13 protein-coding genes and 2 pseudogenes are annotated in these 21,793 nt (G+C 33.6%); 12 read left to right on the forward strand and 3 right to left on the reverse strand.

Annotated features, from left to right (window positions below; genetic code table 11):
- Positions 1-6: 6 nt before the first annotated feature.
- Together Q5N74_RS10035 and Q5N74_RS10040 are read left to right on the forward strand one after the other, a co-directional pair.
- A complete protein-coding gene (locus tag Q5N74_RS10035; protein WP_304388661.1) occupies positions 7-1,095 on the forward strand; it encodes a glycoside hydrolase family 105 protein in 1,089 nt (362 codons plus the stop codon).
- Between the two features lie 345 nt (positions 1,096-1,440).
- A complete protein-coding gene (locus Q5N74_RS10040) occupies positions 1,441-2,559 on the forward strand; it encodes a hypothetical protein (RefSeq protein ID WP_304388662.1) in 1,119 nt (372 codons plus the stop codon).
- Positions 2,560-2,903: 344 nt separating this feature from the next.
- Here the strand turns inward: Q5N74_RS10040 and Q5N74_RS10045 are convergent, their stop codons facing one another.
- The 3 genes and pseudogenes from Q5N74_RS10045 to Q5N74_RS10055 all read right to left on the reverse strand — a co-directional run bounded on the left by Q5N74_RS10045 (position 2,904) and on the right by Q5N74_RS10055 (position 6,111).
- Positions 2,904-4,763: a glycoside hydrolase family 36 protein gene (locus Q5N74_RS10045; protein ID WP_304388664.1), complete on the reverse strand. Its 1,860-nt coding sequence runs from the start codon at positions 4,761-4,763 to the stop codon at positions 2,904-2,906.
- A gap of 10 nt (positions 4,764-4,773) precedes the next feature.
- Positions 4,774-5,442: pseudogene (locus tag Q5N74_RS10050) on the reverse strand (trehalase family glycosidase); the annotation flags it as partial.
- Positions 5,443-5,454: 12 nt separating this feature from the next.
- Positions 5,455-6,111 carry a hypothetical protein gene (locus Q5N74_RS10055; protein ID WP_304388666.1) on the reverse strand — a complete coding sequence of 219 codons (657 nt, stop codon included), beginning with the start codon at positions 6,109-6,111 and terminating at the stop codon, positions 5,455-5,457.
- An 836-nt stretch (positions 6,112-6,947) separates the two neighbouring features.
- On the opposite strand from Q5N74_RS10055, the gene Q5N74_RS10060 reads away from it, so the two are divergent.
- The 10 genes and pseudogenes from Q5N74_RS10060 (at position 6,948) to Q5N74_RS10105 (ending at position 21,771) form a co-directional block, all read left to right on the forward strand.
- A complete protein-coding gene (locus tag Q5N74_RS10060; protein WP_304388667.1) occupies positions 6,948-10,259 on the forward strand; it encodes a DUF5107 domain-containing protein in 3,312 nt (1,103 codons plus the stop codon).
- Between the two features lie 140 nt (positions 10,260-10,399).
- Complete coding sequence (locus Q5N74_RS10065; protein ID WP_304388668.1) at positions 10,400-11,608, forward strand: glycoside hydrolase family 88 protein; 1,209 nt, start codon at positions 10,400-10,402, stop codon at positions 11,606-11,608.
- 10 nt (positions 11,609-11,618) lie between these two features.
- Positions 11,619-13,241 carry a hypothetical protein gene (locus Q5N74_RS10070; RefSeq protein WP_304388669.1) on the forward strand — a complete coding sequence of 541 codons (1,623 nt, stop codon included), beginning with the start codon at positions 11,619-11,621 and terminating at the stop codon, positions 13,239-13,241.
- 38 nt (positions 13,242-13,279) lie between these two features.
- Positions 13,280-14,770, forward strand: a complete 1,491-nt coding sequence (locus Q5N74_RS10075; RefSeq protein ID WP_304388670.1) for an alpha-L-fucosidase — start codon at positions 13,280-13,282, stop codon at positions 14,768-14,770.
- A 10-nt stretch (positions 14,771-14,780) separates the two neighbouring features.
- A complete protein-coding gene (locus tag Q5N74_RS10080) occupies positions 14,781-16,124 on the forward strand; it encodes a BNR-4 repeat-containing protein (protein WP_304388671.1) in 1,344 nt (447 codons plus the stop codon).
- 61 nt (positions 16,125-16,185) lie between these two features.
- Positions 16,186-17,580: a sugar porter family MFS transporter gene (locus tag Q5N74_RS10085; protein ID WP_304388672.1), complete on the forward strand. Its 1,395-nt coding sequence runs from the start codon at positions 16,186-16,188 to the stop codon at positions 17,578-17,580.
- Between the two features lie 248 nt (positions 17,581-17,828).
- Positions 17,829-20,066, forward strand: coding sequence for a c-type cytochrome (locus Q5N74_RS10090; RefSeq protein ID WP_304388673.1), 2,238 nt, complete (start codon positions 17,829-17,831; stop codon positions 20,064-20,066).
- 397 nt (positions 20,067-20,463) lie between these two features.
- Positions 20,464-20,649 (forward strand): sialidase family protein, encoded by a 186-nt coding sequence (locus Q5N74_RS10095; RefSeq protein ID WP_304388674.1) that lies wholly within the window; start codon positions 20,464-20,466, stop codon positions 20,647-20,649.
- Positions 20,646-20,894 (forward strand): annotated as a pseudogene (locus Q5N74_RS10100) (UDP-glucose 4-epimerase GalE); the annotation flags it as partial. The gene Q5N74_RS10095 and the pseudogene Q5N74_RS10100, both read left to right, overlap by 4 nt.
- A 649-nt stretch (positions 20,895-21,543) precedes the next feature.
- Entirely contained in the window at positions 21,544-21,771 is a 228-nt protein-coding gene (locus tag Q5N74_RS10105) for a hypothetical protein (RefSeq protein WP_304388675.1), read from the forward strand.
- Positions 21,772-21,793: the final 22 nt, after the last annotated feature.

Below are 21,793 nucleotides of genomic sequence, written 5' to 3' on the forward strand. Positions count from 1 at the left end.
GTCATCATGTTTGCAATATTTGCCATTGCAAGCTCATCGCAAGCCCAAGAAATAAAACCACTAGAAGTAAAAAAAGTCATGGAAAAAGTGGCTGACTGGCAAATGGCACATTTTAATGATTCGTACAGTGGAAATAAAGAGCCTCATCATCAATTAGATTGGACCAATGGCGCTTTATATGTGGGTATGGTGAAGTGGGCAGAAATGACTGGTGACGAGAAATATTATAATTGGCTTAAAGAAATTGGAGAAAATAATGAATGGAAATTGTATTTCCGTAAATACCATGCAGATGATCACACCGTAGGTCAATTATATATTGAATTATACCGTAAGTTTAAGGATGATAAAATGATTAAACCAACAAAAGATCAGTTCAATTTTATTATGCTTCATCCTGCACAAACTTTAATGAATTGGAAGACTCCTTATCACCAAGACCGCTGGAATTGGTGTGATGCGCTATTCATGTCTCCGCCTGTTTGGGCTAAACTTTATAACATAACAAGAGAGGAAAAATACCTTGATTTTTTAATGAAGGAATACAAAGCATCAACAGATTTTTTATTTGATAAAAAAGAAAGTCTTTATTACCGGGACGAAAAATATATAGGGAAGTTGGACAATGGTACAAAAATATTTTGGGCACGCGGTAACGGTTGGGTATTTGCTGGTCTTGTAAATATTATGAATGAATTAGATTCAAATAGCAAAGAATATAAGTATTTTTTGAAAATTTACAAAAAAATGGCGAATAAATTACTTAAAACTCAAACACCACAAGGGCATTGGGCAATGAGTATATTAGGTCAAGACTTTTATACTACACCTGAAACAAGTGGTTCATCATTTTTTATTTATGGTTTAGCTTGGGGATTAAATAATGGTGTTTTAGATAAAACAACCTACGCACCTGCTGTTAAAAAAGGATGGAATGCCATGGTGGGGCATGTTACAGAAGATGGTATGTTAGGTTATGTTCAGCCCATTGGAGCTGCTCCTGGAAAAGCGTGGCCTGACAAAACTGAAGTTTACGGAACTGGAGCTTTTTTAAGTGCCGGAACAGAAGTATATAAATTGTATGGGGGAGAATAAAATATTTAGTTTGTTCATATGACTATGCCCAGTAGTAAACTTATTTACATAGAGTAATATAAGTAAATTCAGGGTGTGTAAAACACCTAGCTATTGCATCTAAAGTAACAACGTAAATCATTTTCAACCTGTAGCCATATTTTAAAATTAAAAATTAAAAGAAATTATTAAAAATGAGAAGGACAATTTTTATTACTATTTGGTCTGTTTTTTCAGTTTTCCTGATGAATGTATTTGGACAAGTTCTTCCACAATGGAATAAATTAAATTTAGAAAGCACAGAAGACACTCTAACCTTAAAAATTAATAAACTAACAAATAATTCATTAAAATTCATTCTCAACAATGAAAAAGGATTCTCTTGGTTTATACATTTTTAATGGCGTTAGCGAACATTCAATACGTCCACCAGCACAAACAGTTATGGCGCTAGGTATTGCACTATCAATTAATATCTATGATGAAAAAATTGTAGGAATATCTAATATTGAAGCAAAAGAAATACAAACAAATTTAATTAAATCACTTTTAAAAGAGCATAAAGCCAACGGAGGCAAATGGGGAAATTGTTGGCAATGCGCTCACTGGGCATTTTATAGTGGTTTTGGTGCATGGCTTTCTTTAGATTTATTAGACACGGAAACAGAAGAACAGTTACTGAAAATGATTGTTATGGAAGCTAATAATTTTAATAAAGAACCTCCATATTGTAACGATTGCACCAATGATACCAAGGCCGAAGAAAATGCTTGGAATGCAAACATTTTGACTTTGGCTTTGGCTACAATGCCAAAACATGAAAATGCAAAATGGTGGAAAGAGCGAGCTAGCCAATGGATGCTTTCGGCGTATTCTCGTGAATCTGATTTATCCAATAATCCAATTATTGATGGTAAGCCTATAAATCATTGGATATCTGGATGGAATATGCATGAAGATGGTTATGTTTATAATCATAATCGTATACATCCTTATTATACAGCTGCTGCAAACATTAATTTATGGAACCCATTGGTTTTTACTTTAGCAAACCAAAAAGGCTTGCAGGCCGCATATTGGAATATGAGCTATGTATATAAACAACTTATAGATTTTAAATGGCAGAATCCTCCTTATCAAGCTCCAGGAGGAACAATTTACCGACGTGACTCAAACACACTTCATGCAACGGTTTATTACCCAAACGGTACAGATTGGTCAGTGAATTTAGTTGATAATTTTTTTATGTTTGACGTTCAATGTTCTGTTATGGGTTTAGATAATTTGGTGGATATTTCAGCAGTAAAATGGGCTAATACGCGTGCAGATTATATGCTGTGGATGCAATCTCGATCAACAACTGGACAACTTTATACGAAAGAAGACAATTTAAATTTCCCTCCAAAGGAGAGTAAAGCGGCATCCATGTTTGCGCTCGCCAGACTTACTATTATGTTAAAACAAGACATTGGAAAAAAACTATAGTCAATGCGTTGAGGTTATCTATTAACTCAATGCTAATAGATACAATTAAAGTTTAACTCAAGATTTTAAATATGGTATATATGAATGGTATGTCGTTGACTTGTTGATGTTTACAATTTGATACGTCCTGTCTCACGTTGTTTCAATATAATAAATGCCGAATACCATGCTTAATTGACTCTAGATAGCTTTAAAGTTTCTATCTCAAGTAAGGCAGCACAGGCTTTGTAAAATGGCTCAAATAAATTAGCTCAGAGTATTTATAAATATGCTAAAAAAGCAAAAACAGGTTTAAACTATTTATAGTTTAAACCTTTTTAATTTACAGATATTTGAGGATAGTGTTATTTTAAAATAAGCATTCCAGATTCTGGAATGTTCAAGGTATTAGTTCCTTTACTTAATTCAATTTCTTTTTCAAACAAATGTTTGCCTTTGCAATCTATAACATTTAAAATACCTTTAAAATCTTTTTGTAGTTGAAACGTGACGCTAGTAGTTGCTTTTGCATTTATAATGTCTAGTCGTGTCATTTCATCTTGAACTTCAATAACAACATTTTCGTAAACTGTGGTAATTTGATGCTTATTATTTATTGCTGTTAATGATGGATAATTTGCTCCTGGATTTGAGGGTATAAACGTGCCGTCTATTAATACTTCTCGATTTTTGTTCCAATAATTAAACCAATAGCGAATCATATTTAAATGTTCTTCGGGAATGTTATCTAACTTTACAGACAATTGAGGCACACTATATAAAATATTTAAAATTTGAAGCGCCGCTTGTTCTACCGTTTCTTCTGGTCGCCAAATAAACATATCGCTGTGTACGGCTGTATTTTGTGCCATAATACGTAAATTAGTGACTTCAACTTTATTAGCAACAGCATTATTTGGTGCATCGATGCCTCTAAACATGTTACCATATTTGCGCATTAATGGTCCTATATAAGGTTGTCTAAATTCAATTAATACTTCTGGTTTTAATGAGGTTAATTTTTGAGTTATTTCGGTCATTAATGCATCTGTTGCATTATTTACGCTGGCGAAATCTCTTCCATCTGCTTTTGTTAATTGAGTATCTTCTGTTGCTGTAAACCAACCAATAAAATCAAGCTTAAAACCATCAAGTTTCCACTCCTGCATTGCTTTTACATAAGTGTTGATCATATATTCGCGCACTTCTGGATAACGAGGGTCAAGCACATAAGTTCCTTGGCTTTTCCAATATTGCAGATACTTTCCTTTAAATTTCAAATGGTTTTTGGCTTTTTCTCCCATAAACGGCAAAGAATACCATAATAAAAATTTCATGTCTTCTTTATGAACTGCTTCCACAAGTTCTTTCATATCAGGAATACGATCTGGATTCCAATCTCCAGTATAAGCATACCCTCTATTTCCATCTTTTGTTTGCCAACCATCATCTACAATGACGGCGCCACAGCCTAAACTCTTTGCTATTTTACATTCCTTTATAATCTCTTCACTAGTAATATTTTGATGATAACTATACCATGTAGAATACATTGGTTTTTTAGCTTCATCAGGTACTTGCATTGGTTTATAGGAGGTATTATTTGCCCACCAACTGGCTACATCGTCTATAGATTTATAATATGGAATTGTTCGGGTATCTATTCGTAATTGAACCTTATATTCTTTAGTCTTAGGTAATTTTTCATCAAAGAGTTTTATTTTAGGGTAAAAGTGAACGTCTTCTTCTTTTAAATAACTTATAAATTCCGATTTATTTAAGGCATCGGATAATGCTATTGTTATACGATTGTTTAACGCATTGTCATAAAATGCTAAAATTGGAGCATTTCCTGATGCTTTTGCTGAAAAACCACTGTGGTAATAATTTACTTTATCGATTGCTATTTTTGGATTCCAATACCCATTAATAGCTAATGATGGAAAGCTGAATTTTATAGTGGCTGGCTGTAACTCTGAAAGTGTGTTGGCTGTAAATGTAAAAGTAATTAGTTGGATGCCGTCAGCTTCTTCTGTGATCTCTTTATGTACTTTAAAGTTTCCTAAATCGCCTTCAACCTTAATACTATCTTTAACAATTTTTAATGGCTGAATAGCTTTGGTTTCAGGTATTGTATAATTTAGTGTTTTATTTTCATTACAAGAAAAAAAGGCTAAAGTTAGTAGTAATACGGCTATAGATTTTTGGAATATTGTATTTTTCATTTTTAAAATATTAGTTAACTTCCAATAATAAAGGGGTATTTTCGGCTTCTCCCATAAGTATATTTTGTACTAATAAATTCCAACCAACAAAACCAGTGAAAATTCCGCCTTTAGATTGGTTTGCTGTAGGAGCTAAAGTAGCACCAGTATCGGCATGATAATTCTCGTGCATTGAACCACAAGTAGCAATATCATTTAAAACTAATGTTCCTAATGTAGATGCCAATTGTTTACATTCTTCTGTAAAACCATAATTTTTAAGTGCTACATAATACATGTAATTCGCTACAGGCCAAACGGGACCTTGCCAATTGGAGTAAGGCACAATAATGTTTTCGTTATTATAATCAGGGTCTTGTTTAGAAAGTGATCGTAAACCGTATTTTGCCAGTAAATGGTCTTCATTCCATAAATAACGTTTAATCATTTCTCTGCCGTTTTCTTGACTTAATAAATCAGAATCCATTAAAGCTATGAAGTTTGAATAGCTTACACGTTTATATAGTCTTCCTGTTCTATACATATTCCAGAAACTTTTTGCTTCATCGTCCCAAAGGTGTTTCTGTATGTTTGTCTTTAATGTATTGGCTTTAACAGCATAGCTATATGCGTCATCGGTTTGGCCTAGATTGGTAGCCACCTTTTTCATTGCCATATATTCACGATACATAAATGCAGATAAATCTACTGCTTAAATAGCACCTGGTTGATTTTTATCGTTTGTTAGTACCACATTATTATCACCTCCACTTGACATCGCATCATCCCAATAGAATAATCCGTATGTTGAATCTAAACTTATATTTTCACGATACTTGATTATGCTTTTTATTTGGGTATATACATCTGGGGTAATCCAACTATAATCGTTTAATTTTTCTGAAGCTAAATAAGTGCCCTGACCTATGAATGGTTTCATGGCAAATTTTCCAAATAAAGGTCTTGGACCTTTGGTTGTTATACAACCAGGAACGTAACCTTCTTCGTCTGCTGATGACGCAAAATTTAATACCCAATATTTAAGATATTCTGGTTTTCCAATACTCATTAAATGAGCCCCGATATAAAAACCATCCCAATCCCACATTTGTTTGTAAAATCCGGCGGGAATTAAATAGTCGTATTTTATATATCCTTCCGCAGGACGAATAGATTGTGGCCTTAATTGAGCAAAAGCTTTCTTTACCTCAATGTTTAGAGAATCTAAATGGTCTTTCGATATACTTTGCTCTAAGCTACTGTCGTGATTTGTTTTTCCAGAAGAGTCCATTCCGTTTTTCGAATTTTTGTTACAAGAAATAAGCAAACTCATATTTAAGAATAAAAATAGTAAAAAGGTTGATTTCATATGTGATCATAATTTAGTAGTCATTTTGACTTTTAAGTATATATTTTTTTAATCTATTTGCATTAATGGTAAAAAGTGGTTTTGTAATACTATATAGTACCATAAAACAAATTTTCAACAGGTAAATAGTTTCATTACACACCTATTTTTCCTTATAGCAGGGATTGTGAATAATTTGTAAATAGCCGCTTTCGGTTTAAAGCTCCCTTTCTTGACTATAGCGGTTATGGTACAATTTCTAATCTTACTATAGGTTTTTTTAGAAATTGAAGCACTCGATTGTGGTCTCTATGTTTCTCAAAACAACTTACTTTGACCATCTTGAAGACATGAAAAAAAGACAAAATAACTTCAAGATATGATTTACGCTACTAATAACAAAAATGGAACAATCTAATGATCTTCATGGTAGGTATATCTTTCAAATTATGGTAATAAATCGTTCTTTAGTGATTTCTAAGCTTAATTGAAGGAATGTAATGCTTAATGGCTTGAGTAAATCAAATACACTATTAAATCTTGAGGGTTATCAAAATAATAAATATTTAAAGACACTTGAGGGTGTTGTTAAAGTAGACATAAATCAAAAATTAACGATATGGTTCCATAACATTCGTTTTAAAACCATTTATTGTTTTTCAAACTTTGAATAGAGACATCTGATTTTAAGTTTTATTCACATAAAGAGTATGCCATTGGTATTTTTAAATGCTGTTGAACAATTTCTCACCATAATTTGAAATTTATGAAGAAGCGAGTTGTAAAGGGATACGCTATTTTTAACTTTTTAAAAGCGAACTATATCGTTCGTTCAAAAATCCGAGAAATAAATTAATATGGAAGTAAAAGCTTGGTCTGAAAAAGTAATAATCCCAACTTATGAAGTGGGAGCTGCTGAAAAAAATCCAATATTCTTAGAAAAAAGAATTTATCAAGGAGCTAGTGGAAAGGTGTATCCTTTTCCGGTTGTCGAAAAAATAAGTGATACCAAAATTGATAAGGAGTGGATAGCTTGCTATCTAGAGAATGATTATGTCAAAATAATGATATTGCCTGAACTTGGTGGTCGTGTCCAGATGGCATATGATAAAGTAAAAAAGAGACATTTTGTTTATTATAATGAGGTTATAAAACCAGCACTTGTTGGGTTAACGGGGCCTTGGATTTCTGGAGGAATTGAGTTCAATTGGCCACAGCATCATCGTCCAAGTACTTATAGTCCTGTTGATTTTAGTATCGAAGCGCATGAAGATGGTAGTAAAACCGTTTGGTGTAATGAGATTGAACGCATGTCAAGAACGAAAGGTATGGCTGGTTTTAGGTTGTACCCGGATAAAGCTTATTTAGAAATTAATGTAAAATTATATAATAGAACCTCGCAACCTCAAACATTTTTATGGTGGGCAAACCCTGCGGTAGCGGTTAATGATGATTATCAATCGGTATTTCCACCAGATGTAAATGCGGTGTTTGATCATGGAAAACGTGATGTATCAGAATTCCCTATAGCTAAAGGGATTTATTATAAGTTCGATTATTCTCCGGGAACCGATATTTCTAGATATAAGAATATCCCTGTACCTACATCTTACATGGCTATAAAATCTGACTACAATTTTGTTGGAGGCTTTGAACATGATTCTAAAGGCGGGTTGTTGCACGTAGCCAATCATCACGTATCTCCAGGAAAGAAACAATGGACGTGGGGTGATGGTGATTTTGGTAGAGCTTGGGATAGAAATCTTACAGACAAAAACGGGCCATATATAGAGTTAATGTGTGGTGTGTATACAGATAATCAACCCGATTTCTCTTGGTTGATGCCATACGAACAAAAGTCTTTTACTCAATACTTTATGCCGTATCAAGATATAGGCGTTGTAAAAAATGCTTCTAAAGATGCTATGTTAAATATTGAATTTCTTGAAGGAGAAATGGCTATTAAAGCATATGCTACGGGCGTGTTTCCCGATGCATCTATAAAAATATATAACCAAGGAAAAATAGTATTTGAAGAAAAATTTAGTTTTAAACCAGGCATTAGTTACTCTAGAGAAATAGATTTAAATAAAAAACTAAAAAAATCTGATTATGAGGTTGTCATTGAGGCTAAGTCGGGTATTACATTAATCGATTGGAAGATAACCGAAGAGGGTCATAAAGAAATCCCTAAAGCAGCAACAGCCGCAAAAAAACCTGAAAATATTGAGACTAATGAGGAGCTATTTCTAAATGGTCAGCATTTAGAACAATATAGGCATGCTACTTACAGTCCTTTACCTTACTATAAAGAGGCGTTAAAAAGAGATCCTGATGATATACGTTGTAATAATGCGATAGGTTTAATGTTGTTACGCAGTGGTAATTTTGAAGAATCAGAACTACATTTTTTAAAAGCCTATAATAGACAGTTACAACGTAATCCGAACCCTTATGATGGAGAACCCTTGTTTAATCTTGGGCTGGCATTACGCTATCAAGGTAAAATAGATAAGGCATATGATGCTTTTTACAAATCGGTATGGAATGCCGCATTTATGGATGCAGGTTACTTTCAAATAGCTTTAATTGATGCAAAACGTGGTGATTGGGTTTTAGCCTTAGATACCGTTGAAAGATCTTTAGTTCGAAATTGGCATAACCATAAAGCGAGGCACTTAAAAGTAGCAATTCTAAGAAAATTAGGAAAACAAGTTGAAGCCAATACTTTAATAGAGGATTCATTAGCGATTGATTTGTTTAATTATGGCGTTTATTTTGAGAAATATCTTTTAGGAGACACGAAAGCAAAAGATGCTCTAGTAACCTTAAGTAGAGACGATATTCAAAACTATATTGAAATTTCTTTGGACTATGCCGATGCAGGTTTATATAAAGAAGCTATCCAAATTATTGATTTAGGAATTGATCAGCAAACGGTTGTCTATCCTATGGCTCAGTATTTTAAAGCATGGTTTTTGAGCCTTTTAGGAGATGATAATAACGCTAAAAAAGTTGTTAGTGAAGCTGAAAATTGTATTCCAGATTATTGCTTTCCAAATAGATTAGAAGCCGTTCATGCTTTAAATAAAGCCATGGAACTATGTCCAGAGTGCGCCAAAGCGCCATATTATTTAGGGAATTTATTTTATAATGCTAAGCGTTATGACGATGCTATAATATGCTGGGAGCGATCCGTTCTAAACGATGGCACATTTGCCACTGCCCATAGAAATTTGGCTTTGGCATATTTCAATAAATCTCATGCTTTTGAAAAAGCACAAGTTTCTATGGAAACCGCATTTCATTTAGATTTAACTGACGCAAGGGTTTTTATGGAATTGGATCAATTATACAAAAAGTTCAATAAATCAATTGATTTTAGACTGGCATTTTATAATGAACATAAAGCGTTAATAGATAAACGAGATGATTTGTACATTGAGTGGGTTTATTTAAATATATTAAGTAGAAATTTTCAATATGCACATTCGCTTATAAATGAAAGAATTTTTCATCCATGGGAAGGTGGAGAAGGTAAAGTTACTACAGCATACGTTACCGCATTATTAGGACTTGCTCAAATAGCTTTTCAAGAAGATAATTATAAAGTAGCCATAAATTATTTAGAAGCTTCGAAGGTGTTTCCTCACAATTTAGGAGAAGGAAAATTAGATGGTGCACAAGAAAATGAGATCGATTATTGGTTGGGCTGTGCGCATGAAAAGTTAGGCGATAATGAAAATGCGTATCAGTACTGGACTAAAGCATCACAGGGTTTAAGCGATCCTGCAATAGCTTGGTTTTATAATGATCAACAACCGGATACTATTTATTATCAAGGATTAGCATTGTTAAAATTAGGAAAGCCAGACGAAGCTTATACAAGATTTGATAAGCTTATTGAATTTGGTAAAGTACATTTAGACGATACTGTAAGTGTTGATTATTTTGCAGTGTCATTACCAGATTTAATGGTGTGGGAAGAAAACTTAAACCAAAAAAACGATGCACATTGTTATTACATGATGGCATTGGGGTATAAAGGAAAAGATGATGAAAATGCTAAAAAATGTTTTGAAACTTTATTTTTTCAAGAACAGCATCACCTTGGAGCAGCAAAGAATAATATTAATTATAACTACAGGAAAATAAACCAAAATTTATAATGAATGAGGTTGCTTGTGATAGGTTAATTAGCCTAAAACTTATTAAAAATCAATTAATCTGAGAATATAAATATCTATTAATAAACATGCATTCCAGTCTTAGTTTTGAAGTTGAAAAAATAAAATTATTAAAATATATTATGTCGTATTTAAAAGGAAAATTAAGATTGTCAATGATAGTTTTGGTTTGTGTCGTTACATATAGCTGTAAAACGAAACCATCAAAAGAGTTCAATTTAGAAGCTGTTGTTTCAAAAACAGAAAAGCAATTAAGTTATCATTATGGCATTGTTGAGAAATATCAAGAAGATAATTTATTACCAAGATCTATAGATGAAAAAGGATTGGTGATGGTGCCTTCAGACGATTGGACAAGTGGCTTTTTTCCAGGTGAATTGTGGATGATGTATGATTTAACAGACAACGCTATATGGAAAGAAAGAGCCATAAAGTACACGGAGTATTTAGAAAGCGAGCAGTTTAATACGGGCACACACGATGTTGGTTTTATGATGTATTGCAGCTATGGCCATGGGTATAAAACAACGGGTAGTTCTAAATATAAAGATATTCTTATTCAAACAGCCAAATCATTAGCGAGTCGGTATAATCCAACATTAAAAAGTATTCGTTCTTGGGATCATAGTACTTCACTGTATACATTTCCTGTTATTATAGATAATATGATGAATATGGAATTATTGCTATGGGCAAGTCAGGAAACAGGCGATCCTTACTATAAAAATATCGCAATAAATCATACAAATACAACACTTAAGAATCACTTTAGAGGTGATAATTCGTCATACCATGTTGTAGATTATTCACCCGAAAAAGGAGAGATTATAAAAAAAGTAACCAACCAAGGTTATGCAGACGAATCAGCTTGGTCTCGTGGGCAAGCTTGGGGTTTGTACGGATTTACAGTCATGTATCGCGCCACAAAAGATGAAGCATATCTTAAACAAGCAGAACGCATTGCTAAATTCATTCTATCTCACAAAAATTTACCAGAAGACAAAATTCCTTATTGGGATTTTGATGCTCCTAAATTACCTAACGAACCCAGAGATGCCTCTGCTGCCGCTATTATAGCTTCAGGTTTGTATGAACTTGCTGGGTATTCAAAGAATAGTATAGAATATTTAGAAGTTGCTGATACTATGTTAAAATCATTATCTACTGAAAAATACTTGAATAAAAAAGGAACAAAATATGGTTTTTTGCTATCGCATTCTACAGGAAATTGGCCTAGAAATTCAGAAATAGATGAACCCATTGTGTATGCGGATTATTATTATCTTGAAGCCCTAAATAGAAAAAAAAGATTGAATGCAATTACTTACTAAATTATATTAAATGAAAATAGCACACCTAAACAGAATCCTTAAGAGAGTTTTTATTATTGTAGCTTTTTATCTAACATTAACAGTGTGTGGACAACAAATTCCTAAAGGAGCTTGGCAATCATCAAGAGTTTATTATAATAATGATAAACTTGAATATGTAGCAGATAAACAAGGAAATAGAATACCTGATTTTAGTTATTCAGGGTATAAAAACAGTGAAGTTGCTATTCCGGAAATTCCTGTTGTTCTCTCAATAAAATCGATATCTGGTGATAATACAAAGCACATTCAGGAAGCCATAGATAAAGTAGGTGCTTTACCTTTAAATGAAAATGGATTTAGAGGTGCTTTGTTACTAAAGGCAGGTAGTTATAGTGTGCACGGGACTTTATACCTGAACTATAGTGGCGTTGTACTTCGAGGTGAAGGAGATGGTGCAGATGCAGTAAAAAACACAGTAATTAATGCTTTAGGCGATGCACCTGAAAATAGAACGGTATTGATAGCAGGAGGTAACAAAAATAATGAGTTGGATGATGATTGGGAATGGGGTACACGTAGTTTTATTACGAGTGATTTTGTTCAAGTAGGCGATTTTACTTTTGTAGTTGATAACCCATCACTTTATCAGGTTGGTGATAATATTATTATTAATCATCCCTGTACTCAAAAATGGTTAGAGGCGAATGATTGGGGGGTTAATAATGATAAAACTAAATTTTGGCATGAAGGAGAATTACCATTATTGTATAATAGGTTTATTAAGAAAATTGATGGAAATCAAATAACCATTGACGCTCCTATATTTAATCATTTAGACAAAAAACTATCACAAAGTTTTATCTATAAATACAATAGAAAAGGATTATTAACACATATTGGTATAGAAGATTTACGTATAGATATTCATACGCTTGGCCGTACAGATATAAAAAATCATGCAGAAAACGCTATTGCATTGCGTCAAATTGAAGATTCTTGGGTGAAAAATTGCTCAACATTACATTTTTGGAAATCTGGAATTATGACTCAAACGGCTTTTAGGATTTCGGTAATTAATAGTAAAGCCCTAGAACCATATGGTGTAGTTACAGGAGGACAACGCTATAATTTTAACGCTTCCACATTTTCACAACAAATATTATTCTACAAATGTCAAGCTTCCGATGCTCGTCACGGTTATGTTTCTAATGGGAGAGCTTCAGTATCAGGAATTGCTGTGGTAGAAAGTACCAATTTAAGGTCGTATACAGCCAGCGAAGGTCATCAAAAATGGAGTCAAGGACTTTTATTTGATAATTTAAAAGAAACAGAAACTAGGGTAGAAAGCGAAGGAGGCAATCGTGTAATGGGGTTTTACAATCGTGGGAATTGGGCTAATGGACATGGGTGGTCCGCAGCTCACTCAGTATTATGGAATTGTAATGCTAATGGTAAAGCCATCACACTGCAAAAACCTCCAACAGCTCAAAATTATGCTATAGGGTGTTTCGGAGAAGTTTCAGGGAACGGTCCCTTTGAAGGTCCCGAAGGTTTTATTGAAGGAAGTAATAAAGTGGGCTTGTATCCTAAATCGTTGTTTAAGGCCCAATTTAAAGAACGAACAAATAAAGTTTTCGACGACCTTCAATAAAAAGTAAACATCAAACTAAAAAGAATACAATATTTATTATGAAAAAAATAATTGTTATAATGTGTATAAGCTTATCACAACTGGTATTAAATGCACAAGAAGCACCTTATAAACCCACATTGGAATCATTGTCTAATCATGTAAATGCACCAGAGTGGCTAGTAGATGCCAAATTGGGAATATACTTCCATTGGGGATTGTATAGCGTGCCTGCTTATTCGAATGAATGGTATCCTTGGTATATGTATAAAACTGATGATAATGAAGTAGCTAAGTATCATCGTGAAACCTACGGGGATCCTACTAAATTTAATTATCACGATTTTGCTCCTATGTTTACGGCAGAGCATTTTGATGCAGCTAATTGGGCTAAATTGTTCAAGGAAGCTGGAGCTAAATTTGCAGGACCGGTAGCCATTCATCATGACGGTTTTGCTATGTGGGATAGTAAAGTTAATCCGTGGAATTCTAAAGATAAAGGTCCTAAAAAAGATATTACTGGATTATTGTTAAAGGAACTTAAGAAAGAAGGATTGAAAACTATAACCACATTTCACCACGCTAGAACACTGCAACGAAATGCTGATAATCCAGCAGAGTGGGAAGGGTTTACCAGTCATTTTGCTTATAATCCTGAGTTTGTTACAGCTTCAACTGATCCTAATTTAAGAAAATTATATGGCAATATGCCTGCTTCTGAATTTCACGATTATTGGTTTGCAGAGTTAAAGGAGGTTGTAGACCAATATTCACCCGATATTGTGTGGTTTGACTCTTGGTTAAACATGATTCCTGAGCAGTATAGAAATGATTTCGCTGCTTATTATTTTAATGAAGCTAATAAAAAGAAACAAGAGGTGGCACTTGTAACTAAACAGTACGATTACCCAAAAGCGTTTAGTGTTCTGGATATTGAACAAGGGGGGAAAAAAGATTTGTCAGAGTCGGTTTGGATGACTGATGTTACTTTAGGATTAGGCTCTTGGTGCTATACAAACGGTTTAAAATATAAATCGGCTGATTTAGTACTTCGCAACATGATTGATGTGTGGAGTAAAAATGGTATTGTTCTATTGAATCTTTCTCCTCGTAAAGATGGGGTGATTCCTCAAGAACAGCGCGATGTTGTTTTAGAAGTAGGGGAATGGTTAAAAACGTATGGAGAATCGGTATATGGTACACGTCCTTATAAAGTTTATGGTTTTGGAAATGCGAATGTGGCAGATGGACATTTTGGTGGGCAATCTGCGGAAACTCAGTACAGTGCAGACGATATACGTTTTACACGGTCTAAAGACGAAAAAACAGTGTATGTTTTCTTTTTAGGTAAGCCTGAGATAGGAAAAACAGTAGGCTTAAGGATATTGGGTCCACATCGTTACCCTTTGTATTCAAAATTAAAGCGTGTCACCCTTCTTGGTAGCGATGTTGAAGCAAAATTCAAAGTAGATTCCGATAATGTATTTATAACTATTCCAGATGCCAAAATGGATGATTTGGCAACCGTTTTTAAGTTTGAATTAGAATAAAATAAAATTTATGTTCAAAATATTAATAAATAATTATACGATCATATTTTGCTTATTAGTAGGAATGTTAAATTCTTGTAAAAAAGAATTTAAACCTAATTTCTCACTTCCTATAGGAAAGATGCAAACACTTACTGAAGATGGAGCTTGGTGTTGGTTTTCAGATCCTAGAGCTATCTATGTACATGGAAATCGAAATGGTATTCAAACAGGTTGGGTTACTGAAAATGGAACCATAGAAGCTGGTTTTATTGGTGAAAATGGAGAAATAAAAAAACAGATTTTGGCAGATACTTTGGATAAAGATGATCATGCTAATCCTGCTTTTGTTCAGTTATTAAATGGGGAAACCATGGTGTTTTATACCAAACACTTTGATGAAAAAATCCGTAGTCATAAGATGAAAAATAATTCTAAAGATAGTTTATTCGGAAAACTTATTGGTATAAATCCGTTCGACTCCTTTGAATTAAAAAAATTCCCGTTAAAGCGAACTACCTATGCAAACCCATTTGTGTTGGAAGATGAAGCTGGAAAGCTATTTTGTTTTGGAAGATGGACTGGCTTCAAGCCAAACATGATGTGGTCTACAGATCATGGTAAAACGTTTTCAAAATCAAAAGTTGTAGTTACTAATTATCCTTTTGATGGAGAAAATCGTCCTTATGTAAAATACTATTCTGATGGAAAATCTAAAATCCATATGGTTTTCACAGATGGACACCCTAGAAATGAACCTTTAAATTCAGTCTATTATGCTTATTATGAAAAAGAGGCTTTTTGGCGCGTAGATGGATCAAAAATATGCAATGTAGACGAATTGCCTTTTGAACCTAAAGACGCATCTATTGTTTATAAAGCTGATGAAAGAAAAGGAAGGAGCTGGATTTATGACTTGGCATCAGATGAAAAAGGGAATCCCGTTATATTATATGCTAGATATCCAAATGAAGAAACACATATCTACCATTATGCCAAATATACTGGTGATAATTGGCTAGATGTGAAAATATGCAATTCTGGGAAATGGTTCGAAAAAACACCAGAAAACAAAGTAGAACCAGAGCCTCATTATTCTGGTGGGATGACTTTAAACCCATTAAAGACCAATGTTGTATTCACTTCAGAAACGATTAATAAAGTTTTTGAAATAGTTAGATATAAGTTTAATACTCAGGGAGAAGTAGAGAAAAGAGAGCTTATAACAAGCAATTCTAAAAGAGACAATATCCGTCCATTTATTCCTAGAAATATGAAAAAAGAAGATCCAGAAGTGGTGTTATGGATGGAAAACGAAAAATATGTGCATTATACAAATTACAAAACGGCCATAAAATACTATAGTTACAAATAATTAGGATTCATCAAATAGGAAGTAGAAACCAAGATAACAATAATAATTTAAATAAATAAATATGATTAAATCGGATGGATTGAATTTTAAATACATATTAACCATTTCAATGATTTCTGCATTGGGTGGCTTACTGTTTGGCTATGATTGGGTAGTTATTGGAGGCGCTAAACCATTTTATGAAAGGTATTTTGAAATTTCAGATATTCCTACTTTACAAGGTTGGGCCATGGGAAGTGCTTTAATAGGTTGTGTTTTTGGTGCCATGGTGGCAGGTAAAATAACAGAACGTTTTGGGCGGAAAAAACCTTTAGGTCTTGCAGCTTTATTATTTATTATTTCTGCCGGAGGAACGGGATGGTTTAGTGCTTTTAACTTATTTATCATTTTTAGAATTATTGGAGGCATTGGTATAGGTCTAGCTTCTACTATTTCACCTTTATACATTGCAGAGGTAGCTCCATCTAATTACAGGGGGCGTTTAGTTTCTCTTAATCAATTAGCCATTGTTGTTGGTATTTTGGCAGCCCAAATAATTAATTTTTTAATTGCGGATATTGTCGCAGAAGGTATGTCTAATATTGATATTGTAAACTCATGGAATGGTCAAATAGGTTGGAGATGGATGTTTTGGGCAGAATTAGTGCCAGCGACTTTGTTTTTTGTGCTTATTTTTATAATTCCAGAAAGTCCGCGTTGGTTGTCTAGTCATAATAAAATAGATGAATCTAAAAAAATTCTAGTAGATATTGGTGGACAAAATTACGCACAAAAAGTACAACAGCAAATTACGGAAACTTTAAAGATTACTACCGAAAATGTGAGCTTTAAGAGCTTGTTTACAGGTAAAAATCGTAAGCTTGTTTCTATAGGTATTATACTTGCTTTTTTGCAACAATGGTGCGGAATCAATGTGGTGTTTAATTATGCTGAAGAAATTTTTGCAAATGCTGGTTATGGAGTAAGCGATGCCTTGTTTTTTATTATTTTAACGGGTGTAGTCAATTTAGTATTTACACTAATTGCTATGCAAGTGATTGATAAGTGGGGTCGTAAAAAATTATGGCTTTTAGGGGCATTAGGTTTAAGTTTATTGTATGTCTTAATTGGACTGTTTTACTTTTTTGATTTCCAAGGTTTTTTCCTTGTTGTATTAGTAGTAGTCGCTATTGCTATTTATGCGCTTACGCTCGCTCCTGTATTTTGGGTGTTAGTCTCTGAAATATTTCCAAATAGAATACGTGGTGCTGCCTTGTCAGTTACTACAACAGCCTTATGGACTGCATGTTTTTTACTTACCTATAGTTTTCCTACCCTAAATGATATGCTAGGTGCATATGGTACTTTTTGGGTGTATGGGGTTATTTGTCTCATTAGTTACTTTTATGTGAAATTTAAAATTCCTGAAACTAAAAACAAAACTTTAGAGGAGTTGGAAGCTATTTTTGATAAATAAGTAAATAAGTACCCTAACAAAAATATGTTACTTTAGTTTGCATATTGTATTCGTGCAACCAAAAAAACAATTGATATAGTCATCTAATGACTTCTATTTATTCACATTACCAAAACTTAACGAAATAGGGTTTAATGGAGAAAATATAAAATTTGCGCGAATTATAAGGGAACATATATAATAAATTTCAAATATTTAGAGGTTAAAAACATATAATTAACATCATTGCATTCAATAAAAATAATAACATGATAAACAAAAAAAAATATTGCCTATTATTAGTTTTTTTAGCATTTTTAAATTGTGATAAAAAAGTGTATTCAGAAAAAATTTATGAAAAACCCGAAATCGTAATGGAAGCTTCCTCAGATTTTCTTTCACCAGAAGAAAGTATGAAAACATTTTATTTACCTGAAGGTTATAAAGTGGAGTTAGTGGCAAGCGAACCTATGATAGATGAGCCAGTAACTATTGCGTGGGATGGTAACGGGCGTATGTATGTTGCAGAGATGAATACCTATATGCAGGATGTTGACGGTACAGGAACCGATAGATCTATTAGTAAAATAAAATTGCTTGAGGATACAGATGGTGATGGTAAAATGGATAAGAGCACTGTATTTATAGATAACTTGGTTTTGCCAAGAATGATTTTACCTCTAGAAAATGAGTTGATAGTAAACGAAACCTATTCATACGACTTGTGGAGTTATAAAGATACAGATGGCGATGGTGTTGCTGATAAAAAAGAACGCGTATATTATAATCCAGAGCGTCGTGGTGGAAATTTAGAACATCAACAAAGTGGACTTATTTGGAATTTGGATAACTGGGTATACACAACTTATAACCCCATCCGTTTTAAATTCAAAAAAAATGAAGTTATTGTCGATTCTTTAGATAATATGCCAAGAGGTCAATGGGGATTAACTCAAGATGATAGAGGGGTTATGTACTATGCTTCTGCTGGTAGTGAAAATCCAGGTTACGGTTTTCAACAACCGGCCGTTTATGGAGACTATAATCCTAAAGGAAGGCTTTCTGAAGGTTTTATGGAGCCTTGGCCAATAGTTGGTACTCCAGATGTGCAAGGTGGGCCTAAACGTTTACGTGGAGATAATACATTAAATCGCTTTACAGGAGTTGCGGGACAGGAAATTTTCCGCGGACATAAATTGCCGCCTTCAACTTATGGTGATTTATTTATCCCAGAACCTGTTGGGCGTTTAATTCGTCGAGCTAAAATAAAAGTAGAAGATGGTAAGCGAGTATTATATAATGCTTATGATAAAACGGAATTTATGGCTTCTACGGATTTAAACTTTAGACCAATACAAGCCAAAACAGGCCCAGATGGTGCGCTTTATATTGTTGATATGTATCGTGGAATTATTCAAGAAAGTAACTGGACAAAAGAAGGAAGTTCGCTTCGTCCTGTAATTATTCGTAAAGAATTAGATAAAAATATTGGAAAAGGACGTATTTATCGTATTGTTCACGAAGATATCAAGCCTGATGGAAAACCAAATCTTATAGGGAAAAAAGCATCGCAATTAATTCAATATTTAGGACATCAAAATGGTTGGTATCGTAATACAGCTCAGAAATTAATTATTTTAAAAGACGATCAGTCTGTAATTCCAAAATTACAAGCAATAGCGAGAGATAATTCATCGTTTTTTGATCGTTTTTTTAGTAGTGATAAAGATTTAGGTCTCGAACGTGTAACGGTACTTTGGACGCTAGAGGGTTTGGATAACGTTGACAAAGCTTTAATTAAAGAAAAACTAGCTGATCAAGACCCTAGAGTACGAGCTACTGCTATCAGATTGAGTGAAAACTTTATGAAATCCGGAGATGCGGATATAATTTCTAGTTTAGAAAAATTGGTTTCAGATCCTGAAATTGACGTTGTAAACCAATTAGCATTAAGTTTACGTTATAGTAAAGATAAAAAAGCGACGGAAATACTTGATGCAATATATGCAAAATATGAAAGCAATGATATTGTGTCCCATTCTGTAAAAGAAAGTTTAAAGAAAGTCGATTCAAAATTAGCTCAGTTAAAAAAGCGTTTAGCTGGTAGGAGTTTAGATGAAAAGAAAAGTATTATTAAAGGGTACGATTCCTATAATCAACTTTGTATTACCTGTCATGGTATTAATTTAAAAGGAGTGCCACTTGAGGCAGGAGCGTTGGTAGCGCCTTCGTTAATTGGAAGTCCTCGGGTAATAGGAGATGACAAAGATAAACTGAGTAAAATATTGTTAAACGGCCTTATTGGGCCTGTAGACGGTGTCGATTATGGTATTATGATGCCATTAAACTCTAATAGCGATGAATGGATTGCAGATGTGCTTACCTATGTTAGGGCTATGAATGATGTTGATGGAGTTGATAAGACGTTTGTTAAAAACGCCAGAGCACAATCAAAAGACAGAAAGGATTATTGGACGTTGAAGGAACTTGAGTCAGAGAAGAAATAGGTGCAATTCAATGGCATAAAAAGGTTGTAATATTCACTTAAAAACAGTTCTTTTATTTTTTGCAAATGCCGTTCGCAATGTAGAAAATGGAAGAGCTGTTTCATTTAGAATAAATAAAATTCTCTGAATCTCAAAAATTGCTCTAAAGAGTAATGAAATAATCGCTTTATAAAATTGGACTTTCTCTATCCAGACATAAAGTTGCTAGATTCAGATTTACATAAATTAACGTTAAATCATGAAGAAACAATACAGAAATTACAGTACAATATTTAAGCAAGAGGCAGTAGAGTTAAGTTATGCTCGAGGTCGTAAAAAATGAAAACGGGGAACCACAATCAGTGCAACTCTTTTCAAATCCAAATTCAAAATACAGTAGAATAGACAAACTATTAAAGTGAGTTATGATGATGGAAATAGTTCGCCAGAAAAATATTGGATAGAGCTTGGCGCCAATCGTAGAGCTGGATATTCTTGCTTAACTTCTGTAGACGAAAATACTGTAGATATTTTATATGAAGGTATTCAAGCACAAGTGACCTTTCAAATAATTCCTTTAAGCAACCTACTGTTAAGACGTTAAAACCATTGATTTATGTTGACAACAATGAGAATTTTGAAGTTTTTAATATAGGGACAGGAAAAGGGGCTTCCGTTTTAGAAGTAATTCATGCTTTTGAAGAGGTTTCAAACACAAAATTAAATTACAAAATTGTAAACCGTCGAGAGGGCGATGTCGTTTCTGCTTACGCCGATACAGATAAAGCATACGCTGTTTTAGCCTGGAAAGCGGAATTGAGCTTAAAAGATGCTTTATTCTCTGCCTGATAGTGGGATAAGAAGTTGAAATATTTATGAAAAGGAAATCAACATAAAATACAGTTTACTAACTTAATCTGCTGGTAAAAATATAATTATAGTCATCAATTAACAATTTGATTATTAGTGGTTTTTTTCCAATAAGCGTTCAGCCCATTCCCCTGCATTCCGTAAAAACATCATTCCGAGCAAAGCGCTTCATTAAAAAAGTCTTGGACAGAACTTCAAAGATTCCGATTTCCATTTCACTTACCCGCTCATTCCCGAGAAATGTCGGGAAGCTATCAATAGCCATTACAATCTCCATCTTTAAAGTTAAGTCCGCTTAATATACTGCTAAACGAGAATAATCCGTTTTCATAACCCACTCAGCACATTTCCTTCCATTCCGTAAAAACTACATTCCAGAAAAAGAGCTTCCCTTAAAAAGTCTTGAACACAATCCCCAATTTTAGCTTTCCATTACGTTAACCCCATCCGCTGCGCTGGAACGGGACACTTCATTCCTGAGCTAAAACTGTGAATAGCGTTCGCCAAATGGAAATTCCATTATTCATTTGGTACCGCTTCCTATGTTTTTGTATTTCACAAAAGCCTTTAGACTTGCATCCGCACCCTCGCCGTTATACCCTTTTTTCGACAGCAAAATACCAACATTTTGAAGTTGAACAGACTGCATAAACCGTTCTCGCTGCGCTTCACTTTTTATAAGTCCTTATCAATTCCAAATATTGAAAATGTATCAGCAACAAAAAAAGGTAACAGCGAGAGCACTATGGGAAGTAAATCTAAAATGAATCTTATGAAATCTTACAAAAACATCAAAAAGGAAGCGGCACCAAAAAAAACAAACAAGGAAAACGCTCCAGATATAATAAGTAAATAATTTAAAAAAATAAACGTTCTGA

The organism is Mariniflexile sp. AS56, from assembly GCF_030552475.1.
Taxonomy (GTDB): Bacteria; Bacteroidota; Bacteroidia; order Flavobacteriales; family Flavobacteriaceae; genus Mariniflexile.